General features: G+C 67.4%; 19 protein-coding genes. 15 read left to right on the top strand and 4 right to left on the bottom strand.

Annotated elements, in window-relative coordinates:
* Nucleotides 1-57 precede the first annotated feature (57 nt).
* Nucleotides 58-1,104, top strand: coding sequence for an L-glyceraldehyde 3-phosphate reductase (mgrA, locus tag HQ308_RS18965; RefSeq protein WP_222647514.1), 1,047 nt, complete (start codon nt 58-60; stop codon nt 1,102-1,104).
* Between the two features lie 20 nt (nt 1,105-1,124).
* Nucleotides 1,125-2,114, top strand: a complete 990-nt coding sequence (locus HQ308_RS18960) for an NAD(P)H-quinone oxidoreductase (RefSeq protein ID WP_222647513.1) — start codon at nt 1,125-1,127, stop codon at nt 2,112-2,114.
* A gap of 10 nt (nt 2,115-2,124) precedes the next feature.
* Here HQ308_RS18960 and HQ308_RS18955 read toward each other — a convergent pair whose 3' ends face one another.
* Nucleotides 2,125-3,327, bottom strand: a complete 1,203-nt coding sequence (locus HQ308_RS18955; RefSeq protein WP_222647512.1) for a cysteine desulfurase-like protein — start codon at nt 3,325-3,327, stop codon at nt 2,125-2,127.
* Nucleotides 3,328-3,421: 94 nt separating this feature from the next.
* Between HQ308_RS18955 and HQ308_RS18950 the strand changes: the two genes are divergently transcribed.
* The 5 genes from HQ308_RS18950 to HQ308_RS18930 are packed head-to-tail and all read left to right on the top strand — an operon-like array spanning nt 3,422 to nt 7,502.
* A complete protein-coding gene (locus HQ308_RS18950; protein WP_051613544.1) occupies nt 3,422-4,033 on the top strand; it encodes a bacterial proteasome activator family protein in 612 nt (203 codons plus the stop codon).
* A 27-nt stretch (nt 4,034-4,060) separates the two neighbouring features.
* On the top strand, nt 4,061-4,936 hold the full coding sequence (locus HQ308_RS18945) for an ABC transporter permease (protein WP_027506560.1): 876 nt from the start codon (nt 4,061-4,063) through the stop codon (nt 4,934-4,936).
* 15 nt (nt 4,937-4,951) lie between these two features.
* Complete coding sequence (locus HQ308_RS18940; RefSeq protein ID WP_056443150.1) at nt 4,952-5,776, top strand: ABC transporter ATP-binding protein; 825 nt, start codon at nt 4,952-4,954, stop codon at nt 5,774-5,776.
* Nucleotides 5,769-6,656, top strand: a complete 888-nt coding sequence (locus HQ308_RS18935; protein ID WP_222647511.1) for a glycosyltransferase — start codon at nt 5,769-5,771, stop codon at nt 6,654-6,656. The genes HQ308_RS18940 and HQ308_RS18935 overlap by 8 nt, the downstream gene beginning before the upstream one ends.
* A gap of 39 nt (nt 6,657-6,695) precedes the next feature.
* The gene (locus HQ308_RS18930) at nt 6,696-7,502 is read left to right on the top strand and encodes a class I SAM-dependent methyltransferase (protein ID WP_222641199.1); all 807 of its coding nucleotides are present in this window, start codon (nt 6,696-6,698) and stop codon (nt 7,500-7,502) included.
* Here HQ308_RS18930 and HQ308_RS18925 read toward each other — a convergent pair.
* A complete protein-coding gene (locus HQ308_RS18925) occupies nt 7,495-9,411 on the bottom strand; it encodes a glycosyltransferase (RefSeq protein WP_222647510.1) in 1,917 nt (638 codons plus the stop codon). The genes HQ308_RS18930 and HQ308_RS18925 overlap by 8 nt on opposite strands.
* A 541-nt stretch (nt 9,412-9,952) precedes the next feature.
* On the opposite strand from HQ308_RS18925, the gene HQ308_RS18920 reads away from it, so the two are divergent.
* Complete coding sequence (locus tag HQ308_RS18920) at nt 9,953-11,530, top strand: glycosyltransferase family 39 protein (RefSeq protein ID WP_222647509.1); 1,578 nt, start codon at nt 9,953-9,955, stop codon at nt 11,528-11,530.
* A 582-nt stretch (nt 11,531-12,112) separates the two neighbouring features.
* Here HQ308_RS18920 and rfbB read toward each other — a convergent pair.
* Complete coding sequence (gene rfbB / locus HQ308_RS18915; RefSeq protein WP_222647508.1) at nt 12,113-13,135, bottom strand: dTDP-glucose 4,6-dehydratase; 1,023 nt, start codon at nt 13,133-13,135, stop codon at nt 12,113-12,115.
* A gap of 56 nt (nt 13,136-13,191) precedes the next feature.
* On the opposite strand from rfbB, the gene rfbA reads away from it, so the two are divergent.
* Together rfbA and HQ308_RS18905 are read left to right on the top strand one after the other, a co-directional pair.
* Nucleotides 13,192-14,067, top strand: coding sequence for a glucose-1-phosphate thymidylyltransferase RfbA (rfbA, locus tag HQ308_RS18910; RefSeq protein ID WP_222647507.1), 876 nt, complete (start codon nt 13,192-13,194; stop codon nt 14,065-14,067).
* A complete protein-coding gene (locus tag HQ308_RS18905; RefSeq protein ID WP_056443125.1) occupies nt 14,064-14,621 on the top strand; it encodes a dTDP-4-dehydrorhamnose 3,5-epimerase family protein in 558 nt (185 codons plus the stop codon). The genes rfbA and HQ308_RS18905 overlap by 4 nt, the downstream gene beginning before the upstream one ends.
* A 53-nt stretch (nt 14,622-14,674) precedes the next feature.
* Here the strand turns inward: HQ308_RS18905 and HQ308_RS18900 are convergent, their stop codons facing one another.
* Entirely contained in the window at nt 14,675-15,136 is a 462-nt protein-coding gene (locus HQ308_RS18900; RefSeq protein ID WP_082544389.1) for a GtrA family protein, read from the bottom strand.
* 47 nt (nt 15,137-15,183) lie between these two features.
* Here HQ308_RS18900 and HQ308_RS18895 point away from each other — a divergent pair, with 47 nt between their 5' ends.
* The 5 genes from HQ308_RS18895 to HQ308_RS18875 are packed head-to-tail and all read left to right on the top strand — an operon-like array spanning nt 15,184 to nt 24,278.
* On the top strand, nt 15,184-16,590 hold the full coding sequence (locus tag HQ308_RS18895; protein WP_056443121.1) for an FAD-binding oxidoreductase: 1,407 nt from the start codon (nt 15,184-15,186) through the stop codon (nt 16,588-16,590).
* Nucleotides 16,587-17,351, top strand: coding sequence for a decaprenylphospho-beta-D-erythro-pentofuranosid-2-ulose 2-reductase (locus HQ308_RS18890; protein WP_027507284.1), 765 nt, complete (start codon nt 16,587-16,589; stop codon nt 17,349-17,351). Before HQ308_RS18895 ends, HQ308_RS18890 begins: the two co-directional genes overlap by 4 nt.
* A gap of 8 nt (nt 17,352-17,359) precedes the next feature.
* Complete coding sequence (locus HQ308_RS18885; RefSeq protein ID WP_261776323.1) at nt 17,360-19,249, top strand: galactan 5-O-arabinofuranosyltransferase; 1,890 nt, start codon at nt 17,360-17,362, stop codon at nt 19,247-19,249.
* On the top strand, nt 19,246-20,961 hold the full coding sequence (locus HQ308_RS18880; protein WP_222647506.1) for a 6-pyruvoyl-tetrahydropterin synthase-related protein: 1,716 nt from the start codon (nt 19,246-19,248) through the stop codon (nt 20,959-20,961). The genes HQ308_RS18885 and HQ308_RS18880 overlap by 4 nt, the downstream gene beginning before the upstream one ends.
* Nucleotides 20,962-21,008: 47 nt before the next feature.
* Nucleotides 21,009-24,278 (top strand): arabinosyltransferase domain-containing protein, encoded by a 3,270-nt coding sequence (locus tag HQ308_RS18875; RefSeq protein WP_222647505.1) that lies wholly within the window; start codon nt 21,009-21,011, stop codon nt 24,276-24,278.
* Nucleotides 24,279-24,317: the final 39 nt, after the last annotated feature.

Raw genomic sequence — 24,317 nt, 5'->3', positions numbered from 1 at the left:
ACGCCCGGCAACACGATTTCACGCTGGTGAGCGTCACATGTCCGGCAGGATGGCGCCATGCCGGATCCCTATGTCGCCTCCCCCGACCGCTACGACACCGACCGCCCGACAGCGATGCCCTACCGCCGTACCGGTGAGAGCGGACTGAAGCTGCCCGCCATCTCGCTGGGGCTGTGGCACAACTTCGGTGACGACGTGCCGCTCGCCACCCAGCGCGCCGTCCTCCGCCGGGCGTTCGACCTCGGCATCACCCACTTCGATCTCGCCAACAACTACGGGCCGCCGTACGGCAGCGCGGAGATCAACTTCGGCCGCATCCTGCGGGAGGACTTCGGGCCGTACCGCGACGAGCTGGTCATCTCGACGAAGGCGGGGTGGGACATGTGGCCGGGCCCGTACGGCTTCGGCGGGTCGCGCAAGTACCTGCTGAGCTCACTGGACCGCTCACTCGAGCGCATGGGGCTCGACAGCATCGACATCTACTACAGCCACCGCCCCGACAAGGACACACCCGTCGAGGAGACCGCGGGCGCGCTGGTCAGTGCCGTCGAGCAGGGCAAGGCGCGCTACGTGGGCATCAGCTCGTACTCGGCGGCGCGCACCCGCCAGATGGCGGCACTGCTGTCCGATGCGGGAGTGCCACTGCTGATCCACCAGCCTAGTTACTCGATGCTCAATCGCTGGATCGAGTCCGATCTACTGCCGGCCGTCGACGAGCTGGGAGTCGGCGTGATCGCGTTCTCCCCTCTCGCGCAGGGCATGCTGACCGACAAGTACCTCGGCGGCATCCCCGACGAGTCGCGCGCGGCACAGGGGAAGTCGTTAGATCCCGAGTGGCTGACTGAGAACATGCGCGGGCATCTGAACGCGCTGAACGACATCGCCGCGGCGCGGGGGCAGTCGCTCGCCCAGATGTCGTTGGCGTGGGCGCTGCGGGACCCGCGGGTCACGACGGTGCTGATCGGCGCCTCGTCCGTCGAGCAGCTCGACGACAACGTGGGTGCACTCGCGCAACTCCGATTCGACGACGACGAACTGAGCCGCATCGACGAGCACGCCAAGGAGTCCGGCATCAACCTGTGGGAGGAACCCTCCCGTATCTGAGGGCGGCATACGATCGAGACGTGCATGCCATCACGCTGACCGAGTACGGCGACCCGGAGGTCATGGTCTGGACCGAGGTACCCGATCCGGTGCCCGGCCCGGGCGAGGTCCTGATCTCGGTGTCCGCGTCCGCCGTCAACCGCGCCGATCTGCAGCAACGGCAGGGCAACTACCCGCCGCCCGCCGGCGCCTCCGACATCCTCGGGCTCGAGTGCTCCGGTGTGATCGCCGACGTCGGTGCGGACGTCACCTCGTGGAACGTCGGCGATCGGGTCTGCGCGCTGCTCGCGGGTGGCGGCTACGCCGAGCAGGTGGTGGTGCCGGCCGGACAGGTGCTGCGCGTTCCCGACGGGCTCGACCTGCACGTGGCCGCCTCGCTGCCCGAGGTCGCGTGCACGGTGTGGTCCAACGTCGTCATGTACGCCGGCTTGTCCGCCGGGGACACGTTGTTGATCCACGGCGGTGGCAGCGGCATCGGCACGCACGCCATCCAGGTGGCGAAGGCCCTCGGCGCGCGCGTCGCGGTGACGGCAGGCTCGGCGGAGAAGCTCGAGATCTGCCGATCGTTCGGCGCGGACATCCTCATCGACTACAAGACCTCGGACTTCACCGAGGAGTTACGGTCCGCGACGGACGGGCACGGAGCCGACGTCATTCTCGACAACATGGGCGCGAAGTACCTCTCTCCCAACATCTCTGCGCTCGCGATGGACGGCCGCCTGGTCACGATCGGCATGCAGGGCGGCCGGGTGGCCGAGTTCGACTTCGGCGCGCTGATGGCCAAGCGCGGCAGTGTGCACTGCGCCGGGTTGCGGGCGCGCCCCCTCACCGGCCAGGGCGGCAAGGCCGACATCGTGCGCCAGGTGCGCGAGCACGTGTGGCCGATGATCGCCGACGGTGCGGTCGTGCCCGTCGTGCACGCGGAGGTGCCGGTGTCGGACGCACCGCAGGCTCATCGCATGCTGGACGACCACGCCACGGTGGGCAAGGTGATCCTGCGCGTCCGCTGACGGGCGCGGATCAGGTCAGCGTCTCGAGAACCGTGACGAGCTGGTCGATCTCGTGCCGCGTCGTGTACGGGGCCAGCCCCACTGTGATCGCGCCACCGGCATCGGCGACACCCAGCGACTCGAGCAGGCGGCTGCCGCCGTGCAGGCCACCGACCACGTCGATCCTGTTGTCCGCCAGTCGCGCCGCCACCTTGTCGGAGTCGACGCCGTCCACGCTGATGCTCAGGCACGGGATGCGGCTGGACGCCTGACCGATGGCCATGACGTGCGGCAGTGCCGCCACACGTTCCTGCAGGTACGCGAAGAGCCGATCCTGATAGTCCTGCAGCGAGCCGATGGACATCTCGAGACGCTGTCGACGTGTCCCGCTCGCGTTCTCGTCGAGGGCGGCGAGACAGTCGACGGACGCGGTCATGCCCGCGAGCAGTGAGTAGTGCAGACCGGCGACCTCGAGCCGCGCCGGACCCTTCGCATCGGTGTCGAGCGCCTGCGACGGCAACCGGTCGAGCAGCTCGGGGTCCCGGAACACCAGCGCTCCGACGCGAGGCCCACCCCAGGCCGCGGCGTTGACGGCGACGACGTCCGCCCGGAGTTCCTCGATGTCGAGCACCGCGTAAGGGGCCGCACCCACCGCGTCGACGACCAGCAGCCCGCCGGCGTCGTGCACGAGGTCGGCGGCGACACGGACGTCGGGGGCCGACCCCACCACCGTCGACGCCGCGGTCAGCGCGACGAGCCGAGTGTTCGCCGCGATGAGTTCCCCGAACTGCCAACTGGGGAGCTCGCACGTCTCGATGTCCACCTCGGCCCACTGCACCTGGGCGCCGTACCGATTGGCGATGCGCAGCCACGGTGCCACGTTCGCCTCGTCGTCCAGCCGGGACAGGACGATGCCCGTACCGAGGCCGAGACGCGTGCTGAGGGCTTCCGCGAGAGCGGTCAGGAGGATGCCGTGGTCCGGACCGAGGACCACGCCCTCGGGGGTTCCACCGACCAGATCTGCGACGGCCTGCCGAGCGTCGTCGGCGACCTTCGCGCTGCGCTGCGCGTAGGGGTGCCGACCGATGTGCGTCGATGCGGTCCCACGGAAGGTGGTGGACACGGCCGTGGCCACCCGGTCGGGGATCTGCATGCCCAGCTGCGGATCGAGGTGGATCCAGCCGTCGCCGAGCGAGGGAAACAGCCCTCGTACGCGGGCGACGTCGTAGGTCATGCCGCACACTCTAGGCGCCGACGGCGACAGGGCGGGCACGCACGGGCACGCCCCGGACCCCATCCTGGTGAGCGACCCGGGTCAAGATGGAGACATGACGTCTTCACACGAGCAGAACTCGGACGGCGGCCGCGCGGACGACAGCGCCGACCACGTCGTCGTCATCGGTCCGGACGGGCAGCCGATCGCGCTCAGTCCCCGCGAGGCGGCGGCCGCCGCGGCCCGCGCGAACGTCACCGGGGCCGGCGACTCGTCGGACGGCGACGACCAGGAATCGCTGGCGGACATGGTCGAGCAACCCGCCAAGGTCATGCGCATCGGCACCATGATCAAGCAGCTCCTCGAGGAGGTGCGCGCGGCACCGCTGGACGACGCCAGCCGCACCCGCCTCAAGGAGATCCACACCTCCTCCATCCGTGAGCTCGAGCAGGGACTCGCGCCGGAGTTGCGCGACGAGCTCCAGCGCCTGGCGTTACCCTTCGGCGAGGACGCGGTGCCGTCCGACGCCGAGCTCCGCATCGCCCAGGCACAACTGGTGGGCTGGCTGGAGGGACTGTTCCACGGCATCCAGACGGCACTCTTCGCTCAGCAGATGGCGGCGCGCGCCCAGCTCGAGCAGATGCGCCAGGGTGCACTTCCGCCCGGTGTGTCCATCGGCGGCGGCGGTCAGGGCCAGCACGGGCAGGGCACCGGCCAGTACCTCTGACGGTTCTCGTCTGTAGGGTCGTCGGTCGTGGCAGCACCAGCGATCGACTCGAACACCGGGGACTCGAACTCCGGGGATGCACCCGCGTCCGATTCGCAGACGTTCCGCCGGGCCGTCCGCGATCTCCGGCAGGGCTACGCCCAGCGTGAGCTGTGGCTGAGTCTCGGGTGGCAGGACATCAAGCAGCGGTACCGGCGTTCCGTCATCGGCCCGTTCTGGATCACCATCGCCACGGGTGTGCAGGCCGTCGCGATGGGTCTGCTGTACTCGGTCCTCCTCGACATCGACCTGAAGTCGTTCCTGCCCCACGTCACCGTCGGGCTCATCATCTGGAACCTCATCAGCGCGTCGATCCTCGAGGGCGCCGACGTCTTCGTGGCCAACGAGGGCCTGATCAAACAGCTGCCGTCGGCACTGAGCGTGCACATCTATCGGCTCGTGTGGCGCCAGGTGCTGCTCCTCGGCCACAACATGCTGATCTACCTGATCATGCTCGCGGTGTTCCGTCCCGAGCTGCACTGGACCATCGTCATGGCGATCCCGGCGTTCGGTCTGATCGTCGTCAACATGGTGTGGGTGTCACTGCTCTTCGGCATCATCGCCACCCGCTACCGCGACCTGGCCCCGATCCTCGGCAGCGTCGTCACGCTGCTGTTCTTCATGACGCCGATCGTGTGGACCACGGCGAATCTGCAGAAGATGGGCGGGGCCGCGGCGGACCGCGCGCGGCTGGTGGAGATCAATCCGCTGTTCCACTACCTCGACATCCTGCGCGCGCCCCTGATCGGCGAGGACCAGCAGGCGTACCACTGGTACATCGTGCTGGCGTTCACCGTGGTCGGCCTGGCCGTCACCATGGTGGCGATGCGTACGTTCCGGGCCCGCGTGCCCTACTGGGTCTGATCGGACGAGACACACATGACAGTCAGCATCGAGACGCACGGCGCGTGCGTCGACTTCCCCATCTTCGACGCCAAGACCCGGTCGCTGAAGAAGGCGTTCCTCGGCAAGGCCGGCGGCACCATCGGACGCAACAGCAGTGACGTCGTCGTCGTGGAGGCGCTGCGCGACATCACGCTCTCACTGAAGGAGGGCGACCGCGTCGGACTGGTCGGCCACAACGGTGCGGGCAAGTCGACGCTCCTACGCCTGCTGGCGGGCATCTACGAACCCACCCGAGGCAGTGCCGTCGTGCGGGGTCGCGTCGCGCCGGTCTTCGACCTGGGCGTCGGCATGGACCCGGAGATCTCCGGCTACGAGAACATCATCATCCGCGGCCTGTTCCTCGGCCAGACACGCAAGCAGATGATGTCGAAGATCGACGAGATCGCCGACTTCACCGAGCTCGGCGAGTACCTCGACATGCCGCTGCGCACCTACTCGACGGGCATGCGCGTGCGCATCGCCATGGGCGTCGTCACGAGCATCGACCCCGAGATCCTGCTGCTCGACGAGGGCATCGGCGCGGTCGACGCCGAGTTCATGAAGAAGGCGCGCACTCGTCTGCAGAAGCTCGTGCAGCGCTCGGGCATCCTCGTCTTCGCCTCGCACTCCAACGAGTTCCTCGCCCAGCTCTGCGATTCGGCGATGTGGATCGATCACGGCCACGTGCGGCAGCAGGGCGGTATCGAGGAGGTCGTGCGGTCGTACGAGGGCGACGACGCGGGAGACCACGTCGCGCACGTCATTCGTGAGCTGGAGGCCGCGGATCGTGGCCAGGCCGATCACGATCCGCATGCCTGAGTTCATCGTCGGCGTGGTGGTCACCCACCAGCGCCGCGAGCTACTGGCCCAGTCCCTCGCCGTCCTGACGTCGCAGACCCGTCCGCTCGACCATCTGATCGTGGTGGACAACGCGAACGAGACAGCGGTCCGCGAGCTCGTCGAGAGCGCGGCCGTGCCGACCACCTACCTCGGGAGCAAGCACAACCTCGGTGGGGCCGGCGGCTTCGCGCTGGGGATGCTGCACGCGCTGTCCCTCGGTGCCGAGCGGGTGTGGCTAGCCGACGACGACGGCAGGCCGGAGGGGCCGGACGTCCTCGCCACGCTCCTCGACTGCGCGGTGCGCCACGGCCTCGACGAGGTCTCCCCCGTCGTGTGCGACATCGACGATCCCGATCACCTCGCGTTCCCGCTGCGACGCGGCACCGCGTGGCGACGGTGGCGGTCCGAACTCGGTGACGAGGAGTTGTTGCCGTCCTACGCGTCGTTGTTCAACGGTGCGCTGTTCTCGGCCGCTGCGATCGACGCCGTCGGTGTCCCCGACCTCCGGCTCTTCGTCCGCGGCGACGAGGTCGAGATCCACCGTCGCCTCACACGCTCGGGGCTGGCTTTCGGCACGTGCCTGCAGACCGCGTACCTGCATCCGAACGGCGCCGACGAGTTCAAGCCGATCCTCGGCGGCCGGATGCACACGCAGTATCCGGACGACGCCACCAAGCGCTACTTCACCTACCGCAACCGCGGATACCTGATGGCTCAACCCGGCATGCGCAAGCTTCTCCCGCAGGAATGGGTGCGCTTCGGGTGGTACTTCGTGGTCACACGACGGGACCTCCGCGGCCTGCGCGAGTGGTTGCGTCTGCGCAAGCTCGGCCGGGATGAGTACTTCCGCAAACCCTGAACTACGGTATGTCCCCATGACGAGTGGACGGTGCGGGTGATGCGGTGGAGCCGACGCGTCAGAGCCTCGGCGCGGGGCAAGGTCGTGCAGGCAGTCCAGGACGCCGTGGCACCCGAGGCCGACCGTCGTCACAGTGAGTTGATAGACCTGATCACGGGTCAGGCGAAGACGATCGCCGACCTCCAGGAATCCATCACCACGCTGGAGTTCCGGATGCGCCGCGACATCCCGTTCGCCTCGGACCTCGAGGCCACCGCCTCGAGTGCCGACTTCGCCGAGACACATCTCCCGATGACGCCGTCCTTCACCCACCCCGACCTCACGCTCCGACACGCGCTCAGAGCCGTCTCCATCGACGGCATGGCACTCGAGTTCGGGGTCGCCACCGGGACCACCCTCGGCACCATCGTCGACGAGTGGCGCCGCGCCGCCAACGTCGGAGTCATCGCCGGCTTCGACACCTTCGAGGGCCTGCCGGAGGACTGGCGCACCGGCTTCGAGGCCGGGACCTTCGCTCAGGACGCTCTACCGGACGTTCCGGGAGCGCACCTGGTGAAGGGCATGTTCCAGCAGACCCTCGGGCCGTTCCTGTCGAAGAACCGCGGCCCGGTCGCGTTCCTGCACCTCGACGCCGACCTGTACTCGTCGACCGACTTCGTCCTGCGTCGTCTCGAGTCACGGCTGGTGCCGGGCACCGTCATCGTGTTCGACGAGTTCTTCAACTTCCCCGGCTGGGCCCTGCACGAGTACAAGGCGTGGACCGAGTTCGTCCACCGCACCGGGGTGACGTTCGAGTACCTCGCCTACACGTCCAACAACGAGCAGGTGGCGGTCCGGCTCACCTGACCGATTCGGTGGTCGGAGCGTCGGCGTCGATCCCGTAGAGCCGGGCCCAGTTCTCGCGACTCGTCAGGGCCGGCAGGGCAGCGCGGAACTGCCGCTGGACCTCCGGTCCCTCGGTGCGGAAGCGCCGCATGACGTCCTTGAGACGCGCGGCGACGACCTTGGCCTCGGCCACGTCGCGTCGGCGCACTCGTACTCCGGACTGGGACGCGTCCGCCACCACGGCACGGTCGAAGAGCGACACGTGCCACCAATGCGCCTCCGCCGCAGGGATGTAGGCGAACTCGCCTCGCACTCGCCCTCGGAACTGATCACGCACTCTCTTGAGGAGAACGAGATCGAGCAACTTCTTGTTCGGGGTGAAACCCGCCAGACGCGTGACCAACTCGGAGGACACGACGCCGGGAACAGCACTGGCCGGATGCTTCACCGTCTCCGGGTGCGCGCTTCGCATGGCTCGCACCGAGGCGAGCACGGACTGTCCACCGTCCTCGAGGATCGAGGGACCGACCAGGAAGTCCTCGATCGCCTGCAGTGTGGTCAGCGCGAGGCCGTACTGCATCGACACCGCGAACTGCGAGATCTCGCGTGTCAACTGCTTACTGAGGGACTTGACGTCGAAGTCGCTGTGCAGTGCAGCGGCGATCAACGAGTTCCGGGCACTGAAGTACTTGGCCCAGTCGTCGCGATCCTTCCAGTGGAAATCGGCGTGCCACACACCCGCGTTGGGAAGTGTCGCCGTCGCGAACCCGTGCGCCCGCGCCCGGATGCCGAACTCTATGTCATCCCACTGGAAGAACATGGGTAGCGGCAACCCGATCTCCGAGATGACCTCGGCGGGGATCAGACACGACCACCACGCGTTGTATCCGGCATCGACGCGCTTGTTCTGGCGCTTCTCGGTCAGATCGGCGTCGTGCAGCGAATGAGCCGACCAGCGGCCGGCTTTCAGCTTCGGCAGGTCCGCTTCCTCGCCACTGACATGCAGATTGAGAGGATTCATGAGGTAGAGCATCTGCGCGCCGACGAGCGTGGGAGTCACCGTGACGTTGGCGAACGCGTTCATTCGGAGAATGCTCTCCGGCTCACACAGGATGTCGTCGTCCATCAGAATGACGTTGGCGTGCTCGTTGATGGCGGTGATCTCGAACATCCCACGCGTGAAACCGCCCGCGCCTCCGAGATTCGGCTGCTGGATGTAGACCAGCTTGTCTCCGAGGATCGCGCGGACCTCCGCGAAGAGCGGCCGGTCGGCGACGACGTCCGTGCCCTGGTCGACGACGAAGACCGCATCGAGGCCCGCGACCAGCTGCTCGTCGGCCGCCAGCGCGGCGAGCGTCTCGGCGCAGTCGTCGGCCCGGTTGAAGGTGCAGATGGCTACGGCGGCGGGGCGCACGACGGCCGGTGCGGCCACCGTCCACTCGACGGCCGACACTCGCACCCTGTCCTCGACCGCCGCGATCTCGATCCACAGGTAGCCACCGTCGAGGAAGCTGTTCACCGGGGAGGACAGAGTCTGCCTGCCGGAGCCCGACACCCGCACGGTGGTCACCGTCCGGTCGTTGCCACCCGAGTCGGACGCACGAAGTCGAACCTCACCTGCACCCTCGAAGTCGAAGGAGACGGCCACCTCGGTCACGGTCGTCCACCGCTGGAAGTAGCTCGCCGCGAAGCGTCCGAAGTAGGTGTCGGTGTCGACGGACGCACCCTGCTCCACCGTGACGTCGAAACGACGGCGATGGACGTCACCGACGGTGATGGAGGCGTACAGATCGTCCGACACCCTGGGGGATGGACCGGCGAACGTTCCTCGCTGCACGACCAGGCGGGTCGGGGCGTCGTGATCGACCATCGTGCGGCGTACTGCCGCGAGGTTGTTGGATCGAGCATCGGCGTGCACGGAACTGCTCATCACACTCTCCTATGGATCTGCGGTGTGAGCCACCACGGTGCCGAACCACGTCGAACGACGGAATTACAGTAGCAACCGAGCGAGCACTGGCATCCTCCTAGCGACCGGGCGCGCCGCACCCCAGCAGGCATGTATCGACGAGAGAGCGCCCGCACTGACGACGGCCGCGTACGCTCCCGAGCCGGGATCGAACTGCCCGATCATGCCTGTTCCCGGCCATGGCATCCGGAGCATGCAGATACCTCCAGGCCGGGCGGCTTCGCGGAGAATGAAGCGCTCATCTGACCCCGGCGCCCGCTCGAGAGATTCTCGCCGACGTGAGTGAGCCGGCCTGTCCGAACCGGCCGTATCCACTTCGAGTTCAGGACATGCCGAGCAGGCGAGATTCTCGTGTCGACCTGCGGATTCCGAGTTGACCGACAGCCGAGGCCTCCAGTCCCCCGGCTCCATCCTCGACCACTGTGTTCTCGCTACCGTCACCCCACAATGATCTAGCCTGACCGCTCGAAGCTGCTTACCCTGACGTCGGTAGCATCGGTTCGTGAATAAACCCATCGGACTAACCGGCGGCCACACCACCGGCTCGCCCGGCATAGCTGAATCCGTGGAGAAGCGCGGGACAATTCGGTTCTTGATGCCGATTCTGGGTGTGCTGGTGTCATGTCTCACCTCCTGGTTGACACATGACAGCTTGACGGATGATGCATATATCACCCTTGCTGCTGCAAGAAACCTAGCCGAGAATTTACATTGGGGCGTTATCGACGCTGCCACCGCGAACACGTCTACCTCACCACTCAATGTGTTGCTGCTCGGGTCGATCGCGTATCTCACTCGGGTCTTCGACGGCTCGACTGACCCCCAGTTCAGCCTTTACCTGCTCAACGCTTTGTGCGGGGCCCTCATAGGCTGGGCACTGGGGTCTATCGCGCGTTCAATTTCTGTCGGTTCCTTCGCGACTGCTACTGCAATTTTACTCGTGCAACTCAATCCATTTGTCCTCTCCGCAATCGGACTTGAAGTGCTGTTGATTCCGGCTGTCTTGCTGTCGATGACTGCTCTCGGGCTCCGGATGTCCAGCAATGACCGCCGCGCTGGAGTGCAGTTCGGGCTCGCTACAGGGGCAGCAGTACTCACCAGACTGGACCTTGTTGTATTCGCCGCGGCATTCTTCATATGCGCTCCGGCCGTTCGCGCGAAATGGAAGATCGTATTGCCAGCTGCTCTGATTGCCGGGGGCCCTTGGTTCATGGCAAGTTGGCTATGGCTTGGCTCTGCAATACCCGATACGTTCCTCATCAAGGAGGGGCAGGCGACTGATGTCGGAGGTTACAATTATGCAACCGGTCCAGAAATGTTCGCATGGTCTCAACCTCTGGCAACCAGCGCCGCCTTTATCCCCGCGTTACTCGGACTTGCGATCACCGCGCTATGGCTGATCGTTCCAATAATACGACATAAAATTCCAGTTGCATTGTGGACACTTGGATTCGGCGGCGTTGCCTACTACGGGGCATACTCAGCTTTGAATACCGTTCCCTATCACTGGTATTACGTGACTCCACTTGTTTCGCTCACGACAGTAGCCATTCTTGGGACAGTCGCCGTGTCGAAAGGCCGGACCGCAGTCTGGCCCTTTGGTGTCATCATGGGAACTGCCTTACTCGCCCTCACGGTCACAGCCAACTCCCAGAACGGTTTTCCCTGGAGATCGCCTGTCATTTTCGGCAATTGGGCAAGCGCGCAGGATTATGCGAGGGTGGGCGGCGCTGTGGGGCAAATTGTGGGCGACTCTCCGGTGCGATCACCCGGCGAGATAGGAACTCTTGCATATTTTTGCGACTGTACAATCGTTGACGAGTTCTCGGATCGCGGCCTTATTATTCGTGACCGCTTGCTACCCCGCCTGGCAGAGGCGTCGGGAGTTGAACGGTTCCTTCTGCGTCTGAATTACTCGAATCTCGACTACAGTCAACAGCCAATAACGCCCGCTTATCGACTCGATTACGTCGAAGCGCCGGATGCGCCTCAGCCACCACTGAACGGCGCGAGGCAATGGGTATGGCCCGTTTATTCGGCGTCCCGTGGTGACGGTTTTCTCATTCTCACATCTACATGACTCGCTGGATCCACGGGCGGGCGGCACCTCAATATCGACTGGCGGGAGTTCCCTCAGGAATTCAGCGGTCCGGGTCGCCTCGTTCACGGGCCGCTCGGGACAGACCGTGCTGCAACACCTGATGGATCAGATCCGACTACTGGCGCTAGAGCTTGTACGTCCCATCCACTGCACCCTCGAACGGCATGTGCGTCACCCCGCCCATTGAGGTCGTCTGTGTACTCGGCGGCAGAGTCACCAAAAGCATGTCAATCCTGTCCGGACTCTGGAGACGGGCAAGCTCACGGGACCGGTGCTGAAGGGCCAGTAGTTTGGAGTGCCTTAGCGGGAACGAGATCGGCCACGGTTGATATGGGGGTGTCAGCCGCACATGGTCTGCGGCGACGGGGTCCTACGCGCCGACTACGGGCAGGTCGAGCGCCTCGGCGACGTCCCAGCGCGATGATGCAACAGCAGTCTGAGCGCCACCCGCCCTGAGGTTGCTCGCCACACCGTCGAACGGTCACTTGGCACATCGCGTTGCATATTGCTATGCGTGCGCCGGGACCGCGGCGAGCAAGGTCGCGGAGAGCAACTTCGTGTTCAGCGGGGCCGGTCGTTTCCCAGTGCGCGTTTGCCTGCCTTCGCGTACGCCTGCTCGGTGGCATCCTTCTGCGGACGCCACCACGCCTCGTTGTGCCGATACCACGCCACAGTCGCCTCGAGACCGACACGGAAGTCGCAGTACCGCGGCTCCCATCCCAACTCGGTGCGCAGGCGGGTGCTGTCGATGGCGTAGCGCAGGTCATGGCCGGGGCGGTCGGTGACGAAGTCGAAGTCGGCCTTGTCGTGGCCGCAGAGTTCGAGGATGGTCTCGACGACGGTGCGGTTGTCGACCTCGCCGTCGGCGCCGATGAGGTAGGTCTGGCCGAGGGCGCCCTTGTCGATGATGGTCCAGACGGCGGTGTTGTGGTCCTCGACGTGGATCCAGTCGCGGACGTTGAGTCCGGCGCCGTAGAGCTTGGGGCGGATGCCGGTGAGGACGCCGGTGATCTGGCGGGGGATGAACTTCTCGACGTGCTGGTAGGGCCCGTAGTTGTTGGAGCAGTTGGAGATGGTGGCGCGGACGCCGAAGGATCGGGTCCAGGCTCGCACCAGCAGGTCGCTGGAGGCCTTGGTGGAGGAGTACGGCGAGGAGGGGTTGTAGGGGGTGTTCTCGGTGAACCGGGCGGGGTCGTCCAGCTCGAGGTCGCCGTAGACCTCGTCGGTGGAGATGTGGTGGTAGCGGACGTCGTGGGTGCGGACCGCTTGGAGGAGGGTGGTGGTGCCGACGATGTTCGTGTGCACGAACGGCCAGGGGTCGCCGAGAGAGTTGTCGTTGTGGGATTCGGCGGCGAAGTGGACGACGAGGTCGGTGTCGGCGACGAGGCTGTCGACGAGGGCGGTGTCGGTGATGTCGCCGTGGACGAAGGTGATGCGGTCGGCGACAGGGTCGAGGGAGGCTTTGTTGCCGGCGTAGGTGAGGGCGTCGAGGACGGTGATCTCGATGTCGGGGCGGGTGCGGGCGGTCAGGTGCACGAAGTTCGCGCCGATGAACCCGGCGCCGCCGGTCACGAGCATTCTCATGCGGCGAAGAGTACGTGGGAGGCGAGGGCGGACGCAGTCTGAAAGACTCGCCCATCATGCGGGGAATCATTCTGGCAGGTGGCACGGGGTCGCGGCTGCATCCGATCACTCAGGGCGTGAGCAAGCAGTTGGTGCCCGTCTACGACAAACCGATGATCTACTACCCGCTGACCACGCTCATGCTCGCCGGGATCCGCGACATCCTGATCATCACCACCACGCAGGATGCCGAGCAGTTCCAGCGGCTGCTCGGTGACGGCTCCCAGTTCGGCATCTCGCTGACCTACAAGGTGCAACACGAACCCAACGGCCTCGCGCAGGCGTTCGTGCTGGGCGCCGAGCACATCGGCACCGAGGGCGCCGCACTGGTGCTGGGGGACAACATCTTCTACGGCCCCGGCCTCGGCACGCAGTTGAGCCGGTTCGCCGACGTCGACGGCGGCGCGGTGTTCGCCTACGAGGTCTCCGATCCCAGCGCATACGGAGTCATCGAGTTCGACGAACGCGGCACCGCCCTCTCCTTGGAGGAGAAACCGGCGCACCCGCGATCGAACTACGCGGTGCCGGGGCTGTACTTCTACGACAACGACGTCATCGCCATCGCCCGCGACCTCGCCCCCTCCGCTCGCGGGGAGTACGAGATCACCGACGTCAACCGCCACTACCTCGAGGCGGGGACCCTGCAGGTGCAGGTGCTGCCGCGTGGGACCGCGTGGCTCGACACCGGCACCTTCGAATCACTCCTCGACGCCTCCAACTACGTGCGCACCATCGAACAACGCCAGGGACTCAAGATCGGCGCCCCCGAGGAGGTGGCGTGGCGACGCGGGTTCATCACCGACGACGACCTGCGCGCCCGCGCGCAGACACTGCTCAAGTCCGGATACGGGGCATACCTGCTGGACCTGCTCGAGAGAGGACACCGACCGTGAGCTTCCGCGAACTGCGCGTCCCCGGGGCGTTCGAATTCACTCCCCGCCAGTTCGGCGACGACCGCGGGGTGTTCTTCGAATGGCACAAGGACTCCGCCTTCACCGCCGCCGTCGGCCACCCCCTGGAACTGCTGCAGGCCAACTGCTCGGTCTCCGCCGCCGGTGTGCTGCGCGGCATCCACGTCACCGTCGACCCACCCGGACAGGCGAAGTACGTCACCTGCACCCGCGGCGCATTCCTCGACGTCGTGGTCGACCTCCGCAAGGACTCACCGACGTACGGCACCTGGGACTCGGTGCTCATCGACGACGTCGACCGCCGCGCGGTGTACCTGCCCGTCGGGCTCGGGCACGCGATCCTCTCCCTCGAGGACCACTCCACGGTGATGTACCTGTGCAGCCTCGAGTACACCCCCGGAGCGGACCGCGACATCCACCCGCTCGACCCCGACCTCGCCATCGACTGGCCCACCCACGGCCGCGACGGCACACCCCTGACCTACCAACTCTCCGACAAGGACGCCGCGGCACCCGCGTTCGCGGACTGGGCATAGCCCCCCGTGCGCCTTTCGCGTATCCCTGGATGCGCACAAGGCGCACGGGCGCGTCAGCGCAACTTGAAGATCACCGCTCGCTGGACCACGAAGTTGATCACCGTCGCGGTGCCCTGCGCGATGACGAACGCCGCGGCGCTGTAGAGGATCGTCTCGGGCCACAGGTGCCCGAACAGCGTGTACAGCACGTTCTGGACACCGAACGTCGCCGCGTACAGGACGACGACGGCCACGAACCGCGCCCGCGACGGCGGTGCCGCGAACGTCCAGCGCCGGTTGATCAGGTACGCGACGGTGGTGCCCACGACGAATCCCGCGGCCTTGGCCAGCGAGAGCTGCACGTCCAGGCCGTACTGCAGCGCGATGGTGATGGAGAAGTCGACGACAGCCGACAGCACCCCGGTGACGAGGAACCGGACGATCTGGGTCCGCAGATCCAGCGCGTCGTCGGCGGTGTTCTCCGTGACGGGGATCTCGACGGGCAGAGGAAGGCGCTGGTGATCGTCTGATGACACAGAGCGTCAGCGTACTGGCCCTCTCACTGCCTGTAACCTGACGAACGATGTCCATCACCGAATTGCCACCCACCAGTGCGCGCACCCTCACCGGGTGGGCACGTACCTCGCCCACCACGGCGCAGGTGCTGACCACGTCCGATCCCGAGATCGTGGCCGCCGCCGTCCTCCGGGTCGCGGAGCAGAACGAGAGCAAGCCGTCCCATCTGCGGCGCGGCGTCATCGCCCGCGGACTCGGCCGCTCGTACGGTGACAACGCGCAGAACGGCGGCGGGCTCGTCGTCGACATGAGCGCACTGAACCGCATCCACTCGATGGACGCGGAGACGCACATCGTCGATGTGGACGGTGGAGTGAGCCTGGACCAGCTGATGCGTGCGGCACTGCCGTTCGGATTGTGGGTCCCCGTGCTCCCCGGCACTCGTCAGGTGACCATCGGCGGCGCCATCGGGTGTGACATCCATGGCAAGAACCATCACAGCGCCGGCAGCTTCGGCAATCACGTGCGCTCGATGGAGCTCTTGCTCGCGGACGGCACCGTCCGCCACATCACGCCCGACGGCGACGACGCGCCGCTGTTCTGGGCCACGGTGGGCGGAAACGGCCTGACCGGCATCATCCTGCGAGCGACCATCGAGATGACGCCGACCGAGACCGCGTACTTCATCGCCGACGGCGACGTGACGGCGAGCCTCGACGAGACCATCGCGATCCACAGCGACGGCAGCGAGAGCCGGTACGACTACTCGAGCGCCTGGTTCGACGCCATCTCGGGTCCGCCGAAGCTGGGACGTGCGGCGCTGTCGCGCGGATCGCTCGCGACCCTGGACCAGCTGCCGGCGAAGCTGCAGAAGGATCCGCTGCGCTTCAGCGCGAAGCCGCTGCTGACCTTCCCCGACGTGTTCCCCAACGGCCTCGCGAACAAGTACACGTTCGGACCCATCGGCGAGCTCTGGTACCGCAAGTCGGGTACCTACCGCGGCAAGGTGCAGAACTTGACGCAGTTCTATCACCCGCTCGACATGTTCGGGGAGTGGAACAGGGCCTACGGCCCGGCCGGATTCCTGCAGTACCAGTTCGTGGTGCCGCCGCAGGCCGTCGGCGAGTTCAAGAAGATCATCCACGACATCCAGCGCTCGGGGCACTACTCGTTCCTCAACGTCTTCAAGCTCTTCGGGCCGGGAAACCAAGCGCCACTGAGCTTCCCGATCGAGGGCTGGAACGTCTGCGTCGACTTCCCGATCAAGGAGGGTCTCGGCGCGTTCGTCGCGGACCTCGACCGGCGGGTGCTCGAGTTCGGCGGACGGCTCTACACAGCCAAGGACTCCCGGACGTCCGCGGACACGTTCCACGCGATGTACCCGCGCATCGACGAGTGGATCGCCGTTCGGCGATCCGTCGACCCCACAGGCGTCTTCGCCTCGGATATGGCCAGAAGGTTGGAACTGCTGTGACGATCGATGCTGTGGGCGACCCGCAGACCATTCTCGTACTGGGTGGCACGAGCGAAATCGGCCTCGCGATCACCGAGGAGTACCTCTCGACGTCGTCGGCTCGCGTGATTCTCGCGGCGCTGCCCAACGATCCCCTGCGTGACGCGGCCGTCGCTCAGCTGACGGCCAAGGGCGCCAAGTCCGTGGAGGTCATCGACTTCGACGCGCTCGACACAGCGTCGCACCCGAAGGTCATCGACGAGGCCTGGTCGAAGGGCGACGTCGACGTCGCGATCGTGGCGTTCGCGGTGGACTTCGATCCGGAACTGCTGTGGCAGGACCAGAACAAGGCCGTGCTCACGGCCAACATCAACTACACCGCGTCGGTGTCGGTGGGTGTGCTCCTCGGCGAGAAGATGAAGGCGCAGGCCTTCGGCCGCATCATCGTCATGTCCTCCGTCGCGGGGGAGCGCGTGCGGCGCTCCAACTTCGTCTACGGCTCCACCAAGGCCGGACTCGACGGGTTCTACCTCGGTCTCGGGGAAGCCCTGCGCGAGTTCGGACCTCGTGTCACCGTCATCCGTCCGGGCATGGTGCGCACCAAGTTCAGCGCGCACGTCAAGGAAGCACCGCTGACGGTGGACAAGGAGGACATCGCCAAGCTGGCCGTGTCCGCGTCCCGCAAGGGCAAGGATCTGGTGTGGGCTCCGGGGCCCTTCCGCTTCGTCATGATGGCGCTGCGGCACGTCCCGCGTCCGATCTTCCGCAAACTTCCCATCTGAGCAGGGCCATGCCGAACAGAGTCATGCGGACGGCTCTGAGTACCAGCGCAGAGGCCGTCGCCGCGGCAGTCGTCGCGGCCGCGGTGGCGGCGGTCGGTCTGTACGCCTTCTCCCTGGTGCAGTGGCCGGCGTTCAACTCCTCCAACGTGACTCGCGCCGTCGCGACGGTCGGGCAGGTGGCTGCTCTCGCCGTGCTGGCCGCGTCGGTGGTGATGCTCCGGCTGCGCCGCTCCCCCCGTGTCGCGACCCTGCTGTCGTGGATCGGCCTCTCCGGATTCGTCACCGTCACACTTGGCATGCCGCTGGCCGCCACGAAGCTGTACCTGTTCGGCATCTCGGTGGATCAGGAGTTCCGCACCGAGTACCTCACTCGCCTCACCGACTCGCCGGCACTGGCCGACATGACCTACGCCGACCTCCCGCCGTACTATCCCGCGGGCTGGTTCTGGGTCGGCGGCCGGGTCGCGGACGCCCTCGGCATGGCCGGGTGGGAGGCCTACAAGCCCTACGCCATCGCGTCCCTCGCCGTCGCCGCCGTGGTCTCGCTCGTGCTGTGGCGCAGTCTCGTTCGGGCGGACCTGGCAGTACTGGCCGCGCTCGGCGTGACGGCCCTGATGCTGGCCTACGGTTCACCCGAGGCCTACGGCGCCACGATCGCAGTCATGATCCCGCCCGTGCTGATCCTGGCGTGGGGTGCACTCCATCGCCCGGGGTCGACGCGCGGCGCAGGATGGGGAGCCGTCGTCGGCACCGGCCTGTTCCTCGGTGTCGCCGCGACGGTCTACACCCTCTATCTCGGTATCGCGGCCTTCACCGTCGTGCTCATGGCGGTGGTCGCGGCGGTGCTGCGCTATCGGGAGAACCGTTCCCTCGCAGTGCTGCTCGACCCGGCACTTCGCCTCGTCGTCATCGCAGGCATCTCCGGGCTGCTCGCGCTCACCGTCTGGGCGCCGTACCTGCTCGCGTCGCTGACGGGCAGCACGGCGGAGAGCGGAACCGCTCTGCACTACCTGCCGGAGTCCGGGTCCGAGCTGCCCTTCCCGATGGCGCAGTTCACCCTCACGGGCGCCCTGTGCCTCGTCGGCACTCTGTGGATCGTGGTGCGAGTCCGTGATTCTCGCCGTGCGCAGGCCCTGGGTCTCGGCGTCGTCGCCGTCTACGGGTGGTGCCTGCTGTCGATGCTCGCCACTGTCGCGGGTACCACCCTGCTCGGCTTCCGACTCGAGGCGGTGCTGGTGCTGATCCTCGGCGCCGCGGGCGTGTTCGGCTTCCTGGAGGGCGCTCGGGCGCTGTACCTGGTGGCGAGTGAGTCGCCCCGGGTCCGAACCGTCTCCGTCGCGGTCGGGATCGTCGGCGCCGTCGCCTTCGCCCAGGACATCCCCCACGTCCTGCAGAACGAGATCACGGTGGCGTACACGGACACCGACGGCGACGGCGTCCGTGCCGATCAGAGACCACCGAGCGCCGTGTCGTACTACGGCGAGGTCGACGCGGCACTCCAGGAGGCGCGGCCCGGTCCGCGGACCGACACGGTGTTGCTCACCTCGGACACGACGTTCCTCGCGTACCACCCGTATTTCGGGTTCCAGGGGCTGACGTCGCACTACGCGAACCCGCTCGCCGAGTTCGCCGCCCGCGCCGACGCCATCGAGTCGTGGAGCGATCTGCGCAGCAGCGACGAACTGATCGCCGCCCTCGATGCCCTGCCCTGGCGCGCCCCCGACGCGTTCCTCTTCCGCCGCGGCGCCGACGGTTACACGTTGCGTCTCGCGGAGGACGTGTACCCCAACGATCCGAACGTGCGCCGCTACACCGTCTCCTACCCCGAGTCGCTGTTCGACGACCCTCGGTTCGAGATCCGCGAGATCGGTCCGTTCGTCCTCGTCGTGCGCACGTGACCGCCCGCCGGGCGGACCTCCTCGCTGCCACCGTCTACACGCTGCTGTCCGTGCTGGTGCTGCACAACCAGTGGCAGCACCTGCAGTCGCAGTACCTCCGTTTCAGCGGCCAGGACCAGACCATGTGGGAGTGGTTCTTCGCCGTGACCGCCCGCTCGGTCACCCATCTCGACAACCCGTTCTTCTCCGACCTGCAGAACGCGCCCGACGGCGTGAACATGATGGCCAACACCGCGATGCTCGGCCTGTCGGTACCTCTGACACCGATCACTCTGGCCTTCGGACCGGCGGCCACGTTCACCCTCGCCCTGACCCTCGGGCTGGCGACCACCGCTTACGGGTGGTACTTCCTGTTCTCTCGCACCGTGATCCGGTCACGTGCGGCCGCGGGTCTCGGCGGGCTCCTCTGCGGGTTCGCGCCGGGCATGATCTCGCACGCCAACGCCCACCCCAACTTCGTCGTGCTCGGAGTGCTGCCGTTCATCCTGTATCTGCTCGTCCGAATGGCGGACGCGGAGAACACTCGCCGTCGCCGTCACGCCGTCGTCCTGGGTCTCCTGGTGGCGTGGCAGGTGATGCTCGGCGAAGAGCCGCTCCTCGTCTTCGCGGTCGCCGTCGCCCTGTTCACGGTGCTGTACTGGGTGTTCCGGCCGCGCCGGTTCGTCCCCATGATCCGGCACGCGGCCCTGCCCGTGCTGGGTGCCGCACTGCTGACAGCGGTGCTCGTCGCGGTACCCCTGTGGTGGCAGTTCCGCGGGCGACAGCACTACAGCTACCTCGACCACAATCTGCCCGGGAACGATCTGGTGTCACTCGTCCGGTTCCCGCCCCAGTCGCTCTGGGGTGCAGCGTTTCCGATGGACGACGTCGCCCTGAACCCCACCGAGCAGAACGCGTACTTCGGCATCCCGCTGCTGCTTCTCGTCGTGGTCTCCGCCGTGGTGCTGCGCCGCCGTCCGATCGCGGTGGCCGCCTTCGTGTCGATCCTGATCCTCGGCGTCGCCTCACTGGGCGTCGCCCTCGTGGTCGACGGGACGGAGACCGGCATCGCCCTGCCCGGCGAGTACCTCGACCGGATCCCGCTCCTGCAGTCCGTCCTCGAGACCCGGTTCGTACTGGCCGCGGTGCCGGCCATGGCGCTGCTGATCGCGATGGTCACCGATCACGTCCTGACCGCACCCGCGTCGCGCCGCGTCGCCGTGGTGTGGACGGGCGCTCTCGCCGTCGCACTCGTCCCCCTCGCACCGACACCGCTGCCGACGGCCGACCGGGGAGAGACCCCGTCGTTCCTGGCGGACGGGACGTGGCGCGAGTACGTCGACACCGACGACCCGGGATCGATCGTCACCGTGCCGGTCCCGAATCCCGGCACCGCCGCAGCGCTGCGCTGGCAGGTGGACACCGGGCTCGAGTACCGCATCGCCGGTGGCTACTTCGTCGGACCGAGCGGACAACCGGACGGGGAGGCGAAGTACGGCGCGATCGATCGACCCACCGCGAAGCTGCTCGGCACCGCGGGACGCACCGGCATCGTCCCGACACTGAACGACGATCAGCGACGCACGGCGCGAGAGGACCTCGCGTTCTGGGATGCCGACGTGGTGATGCTGCCCCCGACCGAGAACCAGGACGCACTGCGCGACACCGTCGACGATCTGCTGGGTCGCACCGCCACCGAGATCGACGGCACGTACGTGTGGGACGTCCGCTGACGGTCGCGGATTCTGGCGGGGCGGGTCTCGTCGCCTAGCATCGTGGCGTGCCGACAACCGCCGAGACGACGACCGAACCACCGGCCCCGGCGTCGAGACCGAGTCGATTCGCCTTCGGGAAGGCCGGAGGCCGGTCGGGACAGTTCGCCACCACGCGCATCGTCGCGATCGTCACGGGTCTGCTCGGCACACTTCTGGCGATCCTCACCCCGCTCCTGCCCGTCGAGCAGGACGCCGCGTCCATCACCTGGCCGCAGGACGGCTCGTTCACCAGCGTCGAGACGCCCCTCGTCTCGTACAACCCGCTCTCGCTGTCGGCCACCGTCCCGTGTTCCGTTCTCGCCGACGCCGCGCCGGGCAGCCTGGTGCTGTCCACCGTCGCGCCGCAGTCACCGGACGCCCGGCGCGTGGGCCTCGTGGTCACACGGACCGACGCCGGCGACGTCACCGTCGTGCTGCGCGACCAACTGCTGCTCTCGGTGCCCGCGGACACCGTGGCCGGCTGCGATGCGCTCACTCTCACCTCGACGCCGGAGAGCATCACCGCGGCGGTCGGCGATCTCACCGGCACGGCCCCGGGCGACGTGCGCCCCCAGACCGTCGGGGTGTTCAGCGACCTGACCGGATCCGCACCGGCCGACATGTCGGTACGCATCGACGTGGACTCCCGATTCTCCTCCTCACCGTCGACGCTGAAACTGCTCGCGATCGTGCTGGGATCGCTCCTGGTCGTCGCGTCGCTGGTCGCACTGCACCGGCTCGACGACGCCGACGGCCGGCGCGCACGGCGGTTCTTCCCCCGGCACTGGCTCCGGGTCACCGGCGTGGATGCCGTGGTCGTGGGGACGCTGCTGCTGTGGCACGTCATCGGCGCCAACACCTCGGACGACGGATATCTGCTCAACATGGCGCGGGTCTCCGAGCACTCGGGATACATGGCCAACTACTACCGGTGGTTCGGCGTGCCCGAGGCGCCCTTCGGCATGCCGTACTACGACATGCTGGCCGCACTGGCCAAGGTGTCGACCGCCAGCCCGTGGATGCGCCTGCCCGCGCTGATCGCGGCCGTCCTGTGCTGGCTCGTCATCTCTCGGGAGGTCATCCCGCGCCTCGGTCGCGCGGTGCGCACCCGACCGGTGGCCGTGTGGACGGCCGGTCTGGTCTTCCTGGCCTTCTGGCTGCCCTACGACAACGGCCTGCGTCCCGAGCCGATCATCGCACTCGGCGCTCTGCTCACCTGGTGCTCCATCGAGCGCGCGGTCTCCACCGGGCGCCTGCTGCCCGCGGCCGTGGCCGTGGTGATCGCCGCCTTCTCCCTCGCTGCCGGACCCACCGGCCTCATCGCGATCGCCGCGTTGCTGGCCGGCGCGCGCCCGGTCATCCAGATCGTCGTCCGTCGGCGCCACGCCGTCGGACTGCCCGCGCTGCTGGCCCCGATCCTCGCGGCGGGCACCGTGGTGCTGTTCGCCGTGTTCGCCGACCAGACCGTCGCCTCCGTCCTCGAGGCCACCCGTGTCCGATCCGCGGTCGGACCCAACGTGAAGTGGTTCGACGAGCGGTACCGCTGGGACGCTCTGCTGAACATCGCTCCGGACGGGTCGCTCGCCCGCCGCTTCGCCGTCTTCGCGATGCTGCTGTGCCTCGTGACGTGCCTCGTCGTGATGCTGCGCCGCGGCGGCCGAATCCCGGGAACGTCGACCGGTCCGTCCCGCCGCATCCTGGGCATCGTCGCCGGAGCCCTCGCCCTCATGATGTTCACGCCGACCAAGTGGACGCACCACTTCGGCGTCTACGCCGGGCTCGCAGGGTCTCTCGCCGCGCTCGCCGCCATCGCCGTGATGTCGGCGACGGAGCGTTCACCGCGCAACCGGACTCTGTTCACGGCCGCCGTCCTGTTCCTCACCGCGCTGGCGTTCACCGGGTCGAACGGGTGGTGGTACGTCTCGAGCTACGGCGTGCCGTGGTTCGACAAGCCCCCGTCCATCGCCGGCAAGGGCTTCGCGACGCTGCTGCTCGGGCTCACCGTGCTGACGCTCGCGTACGCCGCGTGGCAACACTTCCGCGCGCCCTACGTCGGCGCCCAGCCGGCGCGGACCCGCCGCTTCAGCGGGGCCTCGCTCACCGTCGTGGCCGGCCTCGTTGTGCTGTTCGAGGTGTTGTCCCTGTTCAAAGGGGCGGTGTCGCAGTACCCCGCGTACTCGGTGGCCCGGTCCAACGTGAACTCGATCCTCGGTCAGTCGTGCGGCCTGGCACGCGACGTCCTGGTGGAGACCGATCCGAACGCCTCGATGCTGCAGCCGCTGAACCCCGAGCCGGGCGCCGACCCGCTCGCCGGGACCGCCAGCGTCGGCTTCACCCCGAACGGCGTCGCCGGCGACCTGAGCGCCGATCGCGAGAACTCGGGTGCGACGGGCGGAGCCAACTCGGTCGACCCCTCGGACACCGATCAGCAGGCCACCGCGAACAGCGCGGGCACCGGGGGCGGCACCACCGCCGGCACCGGCGTCAACGGCTCGCGGATCGCGCTGCCGTTCGGGCTGGACCCCGCGACCACGCCGGTGCTCGGCAGCTTCGGCTCCGGTGACGCCGCGCCGGCGAGCCTCACGTCCGGCTGGTACGCGCTGCCCGACACCGCGCAGCGAGACTTCCTGTCCGTCACCGCCGCGGGTCGTATCCGCTCGGTCGACGCCGACGGCATCGTCACGCCGGGGCAGAGCCTCGAGGTGGAGTACGCCACGGTCGGCGCGGACGGTGCCGAGGAGATCCTCGGACGGGTCGCGCCCATCGACATCGGCCCGCAACCGTCGTGGCGCAACCTGCGGGTCCCACTCGACCAGGTCCCGCCGACCGCGAACGCGGTGCGGCTCGTCGCCTCCGACGAGGATCTGTCGGGCGACCAGTGGCTCGCCGTCACCCCGCCGCGCGCACCGCGGACCACCGTTCTCAACGACGTCGTCGGGTCCACCGACCCGGTGCTGCTGGACTGGTCCGTCGGACTCGCGTTCCCGTGCCAGCGGCCGTTCGACCACCGCTACGGAGTCGCCGAACTGCCGGAGTGGCGCATCCTGCCCGACCGCAACGGTGCCGAGGCCACCAACGCGTGGCAGGACTCCGTCGGCGGCGGGCCCCTGGGCTGGACCGGACTGGTCCTGCGCGCGGAGACGGTACCGACCTACCTGGCGGACGACCTCCGTCGCGACTGGGGATCCCTCGAGCGCTATCTGCCCCTCGACCCGGACGCGGTGGCCGTCGAACCCGACGTGACCACGTCGTCGCGTTCGGGCATCTGGTCGCCCGGACACATCAAGTACCAGTAAGTAACCAGCGAGTGCAGCAACCGGATCACGGTCGCATAA

The sequence above is a fragment of the Rhodococcus sp. BP-241 genome, from assembly GCF_019836145.1.
Lineage (GTDB): Bacteria > Actinomycetota > Actinomycetes > Mycobacteriales > Mycobacteriaceae > Rhodococcoides.
This window is presented reverse-complemented; position numbering and strand designations above follow the sequence as displayed.

Bases quoted from the DNA above. Each gene is read 5' to 3' on its own strand.
- mgrA (WP_222647514.1), top strand. From the start codon at position 58: ATGCCGGATCCCTATGTCGCCTCCCCCGACCGCTACGACACCGACCGC.
- HQ308_RS18955 (WP_222647512.1), bottom strand. From the start codon at position 3,327: ATGACCTACGACGTCGCCCGCGTACGAGGGCTGTTTCCCTCGCTCGGC.
- HQ308_RS18950 (WP_051613544.1), top strand. From the start codon at position 3,422: ATGACGTCTTCACACGAGCAGAACTCGGACGGCGGCCGCGCGGACGAC.
- HQ308_RS18940 (WP_056443150.1), top strand. From the start codon at position 4,952: ATGACAGTCAGCATCGAGACGCACGGCGCGTGCGTCGACTTCCCCATC.
- HQ308_RS18935 (WP_222647511.1), top strand. From the start codon at position 5,769: ATGCCTGAGTTCATCGTCGGCGTGGTGGTCACCCACCAGCGCCGCGAG.
- HQ308_RS18930 (WP_222641199.1), top strand. From the start codon at position 6,696: ATGCGGTGGAGCCGACGCGTCAGAGCCTCGGCGCGGGGCAAGGTCGTG.
- HQ308_RS18925 (WP_222647510.1), bottom strand. From the start codon at position 9,411: ATGAGCAGTTCCGTGCACGCCGATGCTCGATCCAACAACCTCGCGGCA.
- rfbB (WP_222647508.1), bottom strand. From the start codon at position 13,135: ATGAGAATGCTCGTGACCGGCGGCGCCGGGTTCATCGGCGCGAACTTC.
- rfbA (WP_222647507.1), top strand. From the start codon at position 13,192: ATGCGGGGAATCATTCTGGCAGGTGGCACGGGGTCGCGGCTGCATCCG.
- HQ308_RS18895 (WP_056443121.1), top strand. From the start codon at position 15,184: ATGTCCATCACCGAATTGCCACCCACCAGTGCGCGCACCCTCACCGGG.
- HQ308_RS18885 (WP_261776323.1), top strand. From the start codon at position 17,360: ATGCCGAACAGAGTCATGCGGACGGCTCTGAGTACCAGCGCAGAGGCC.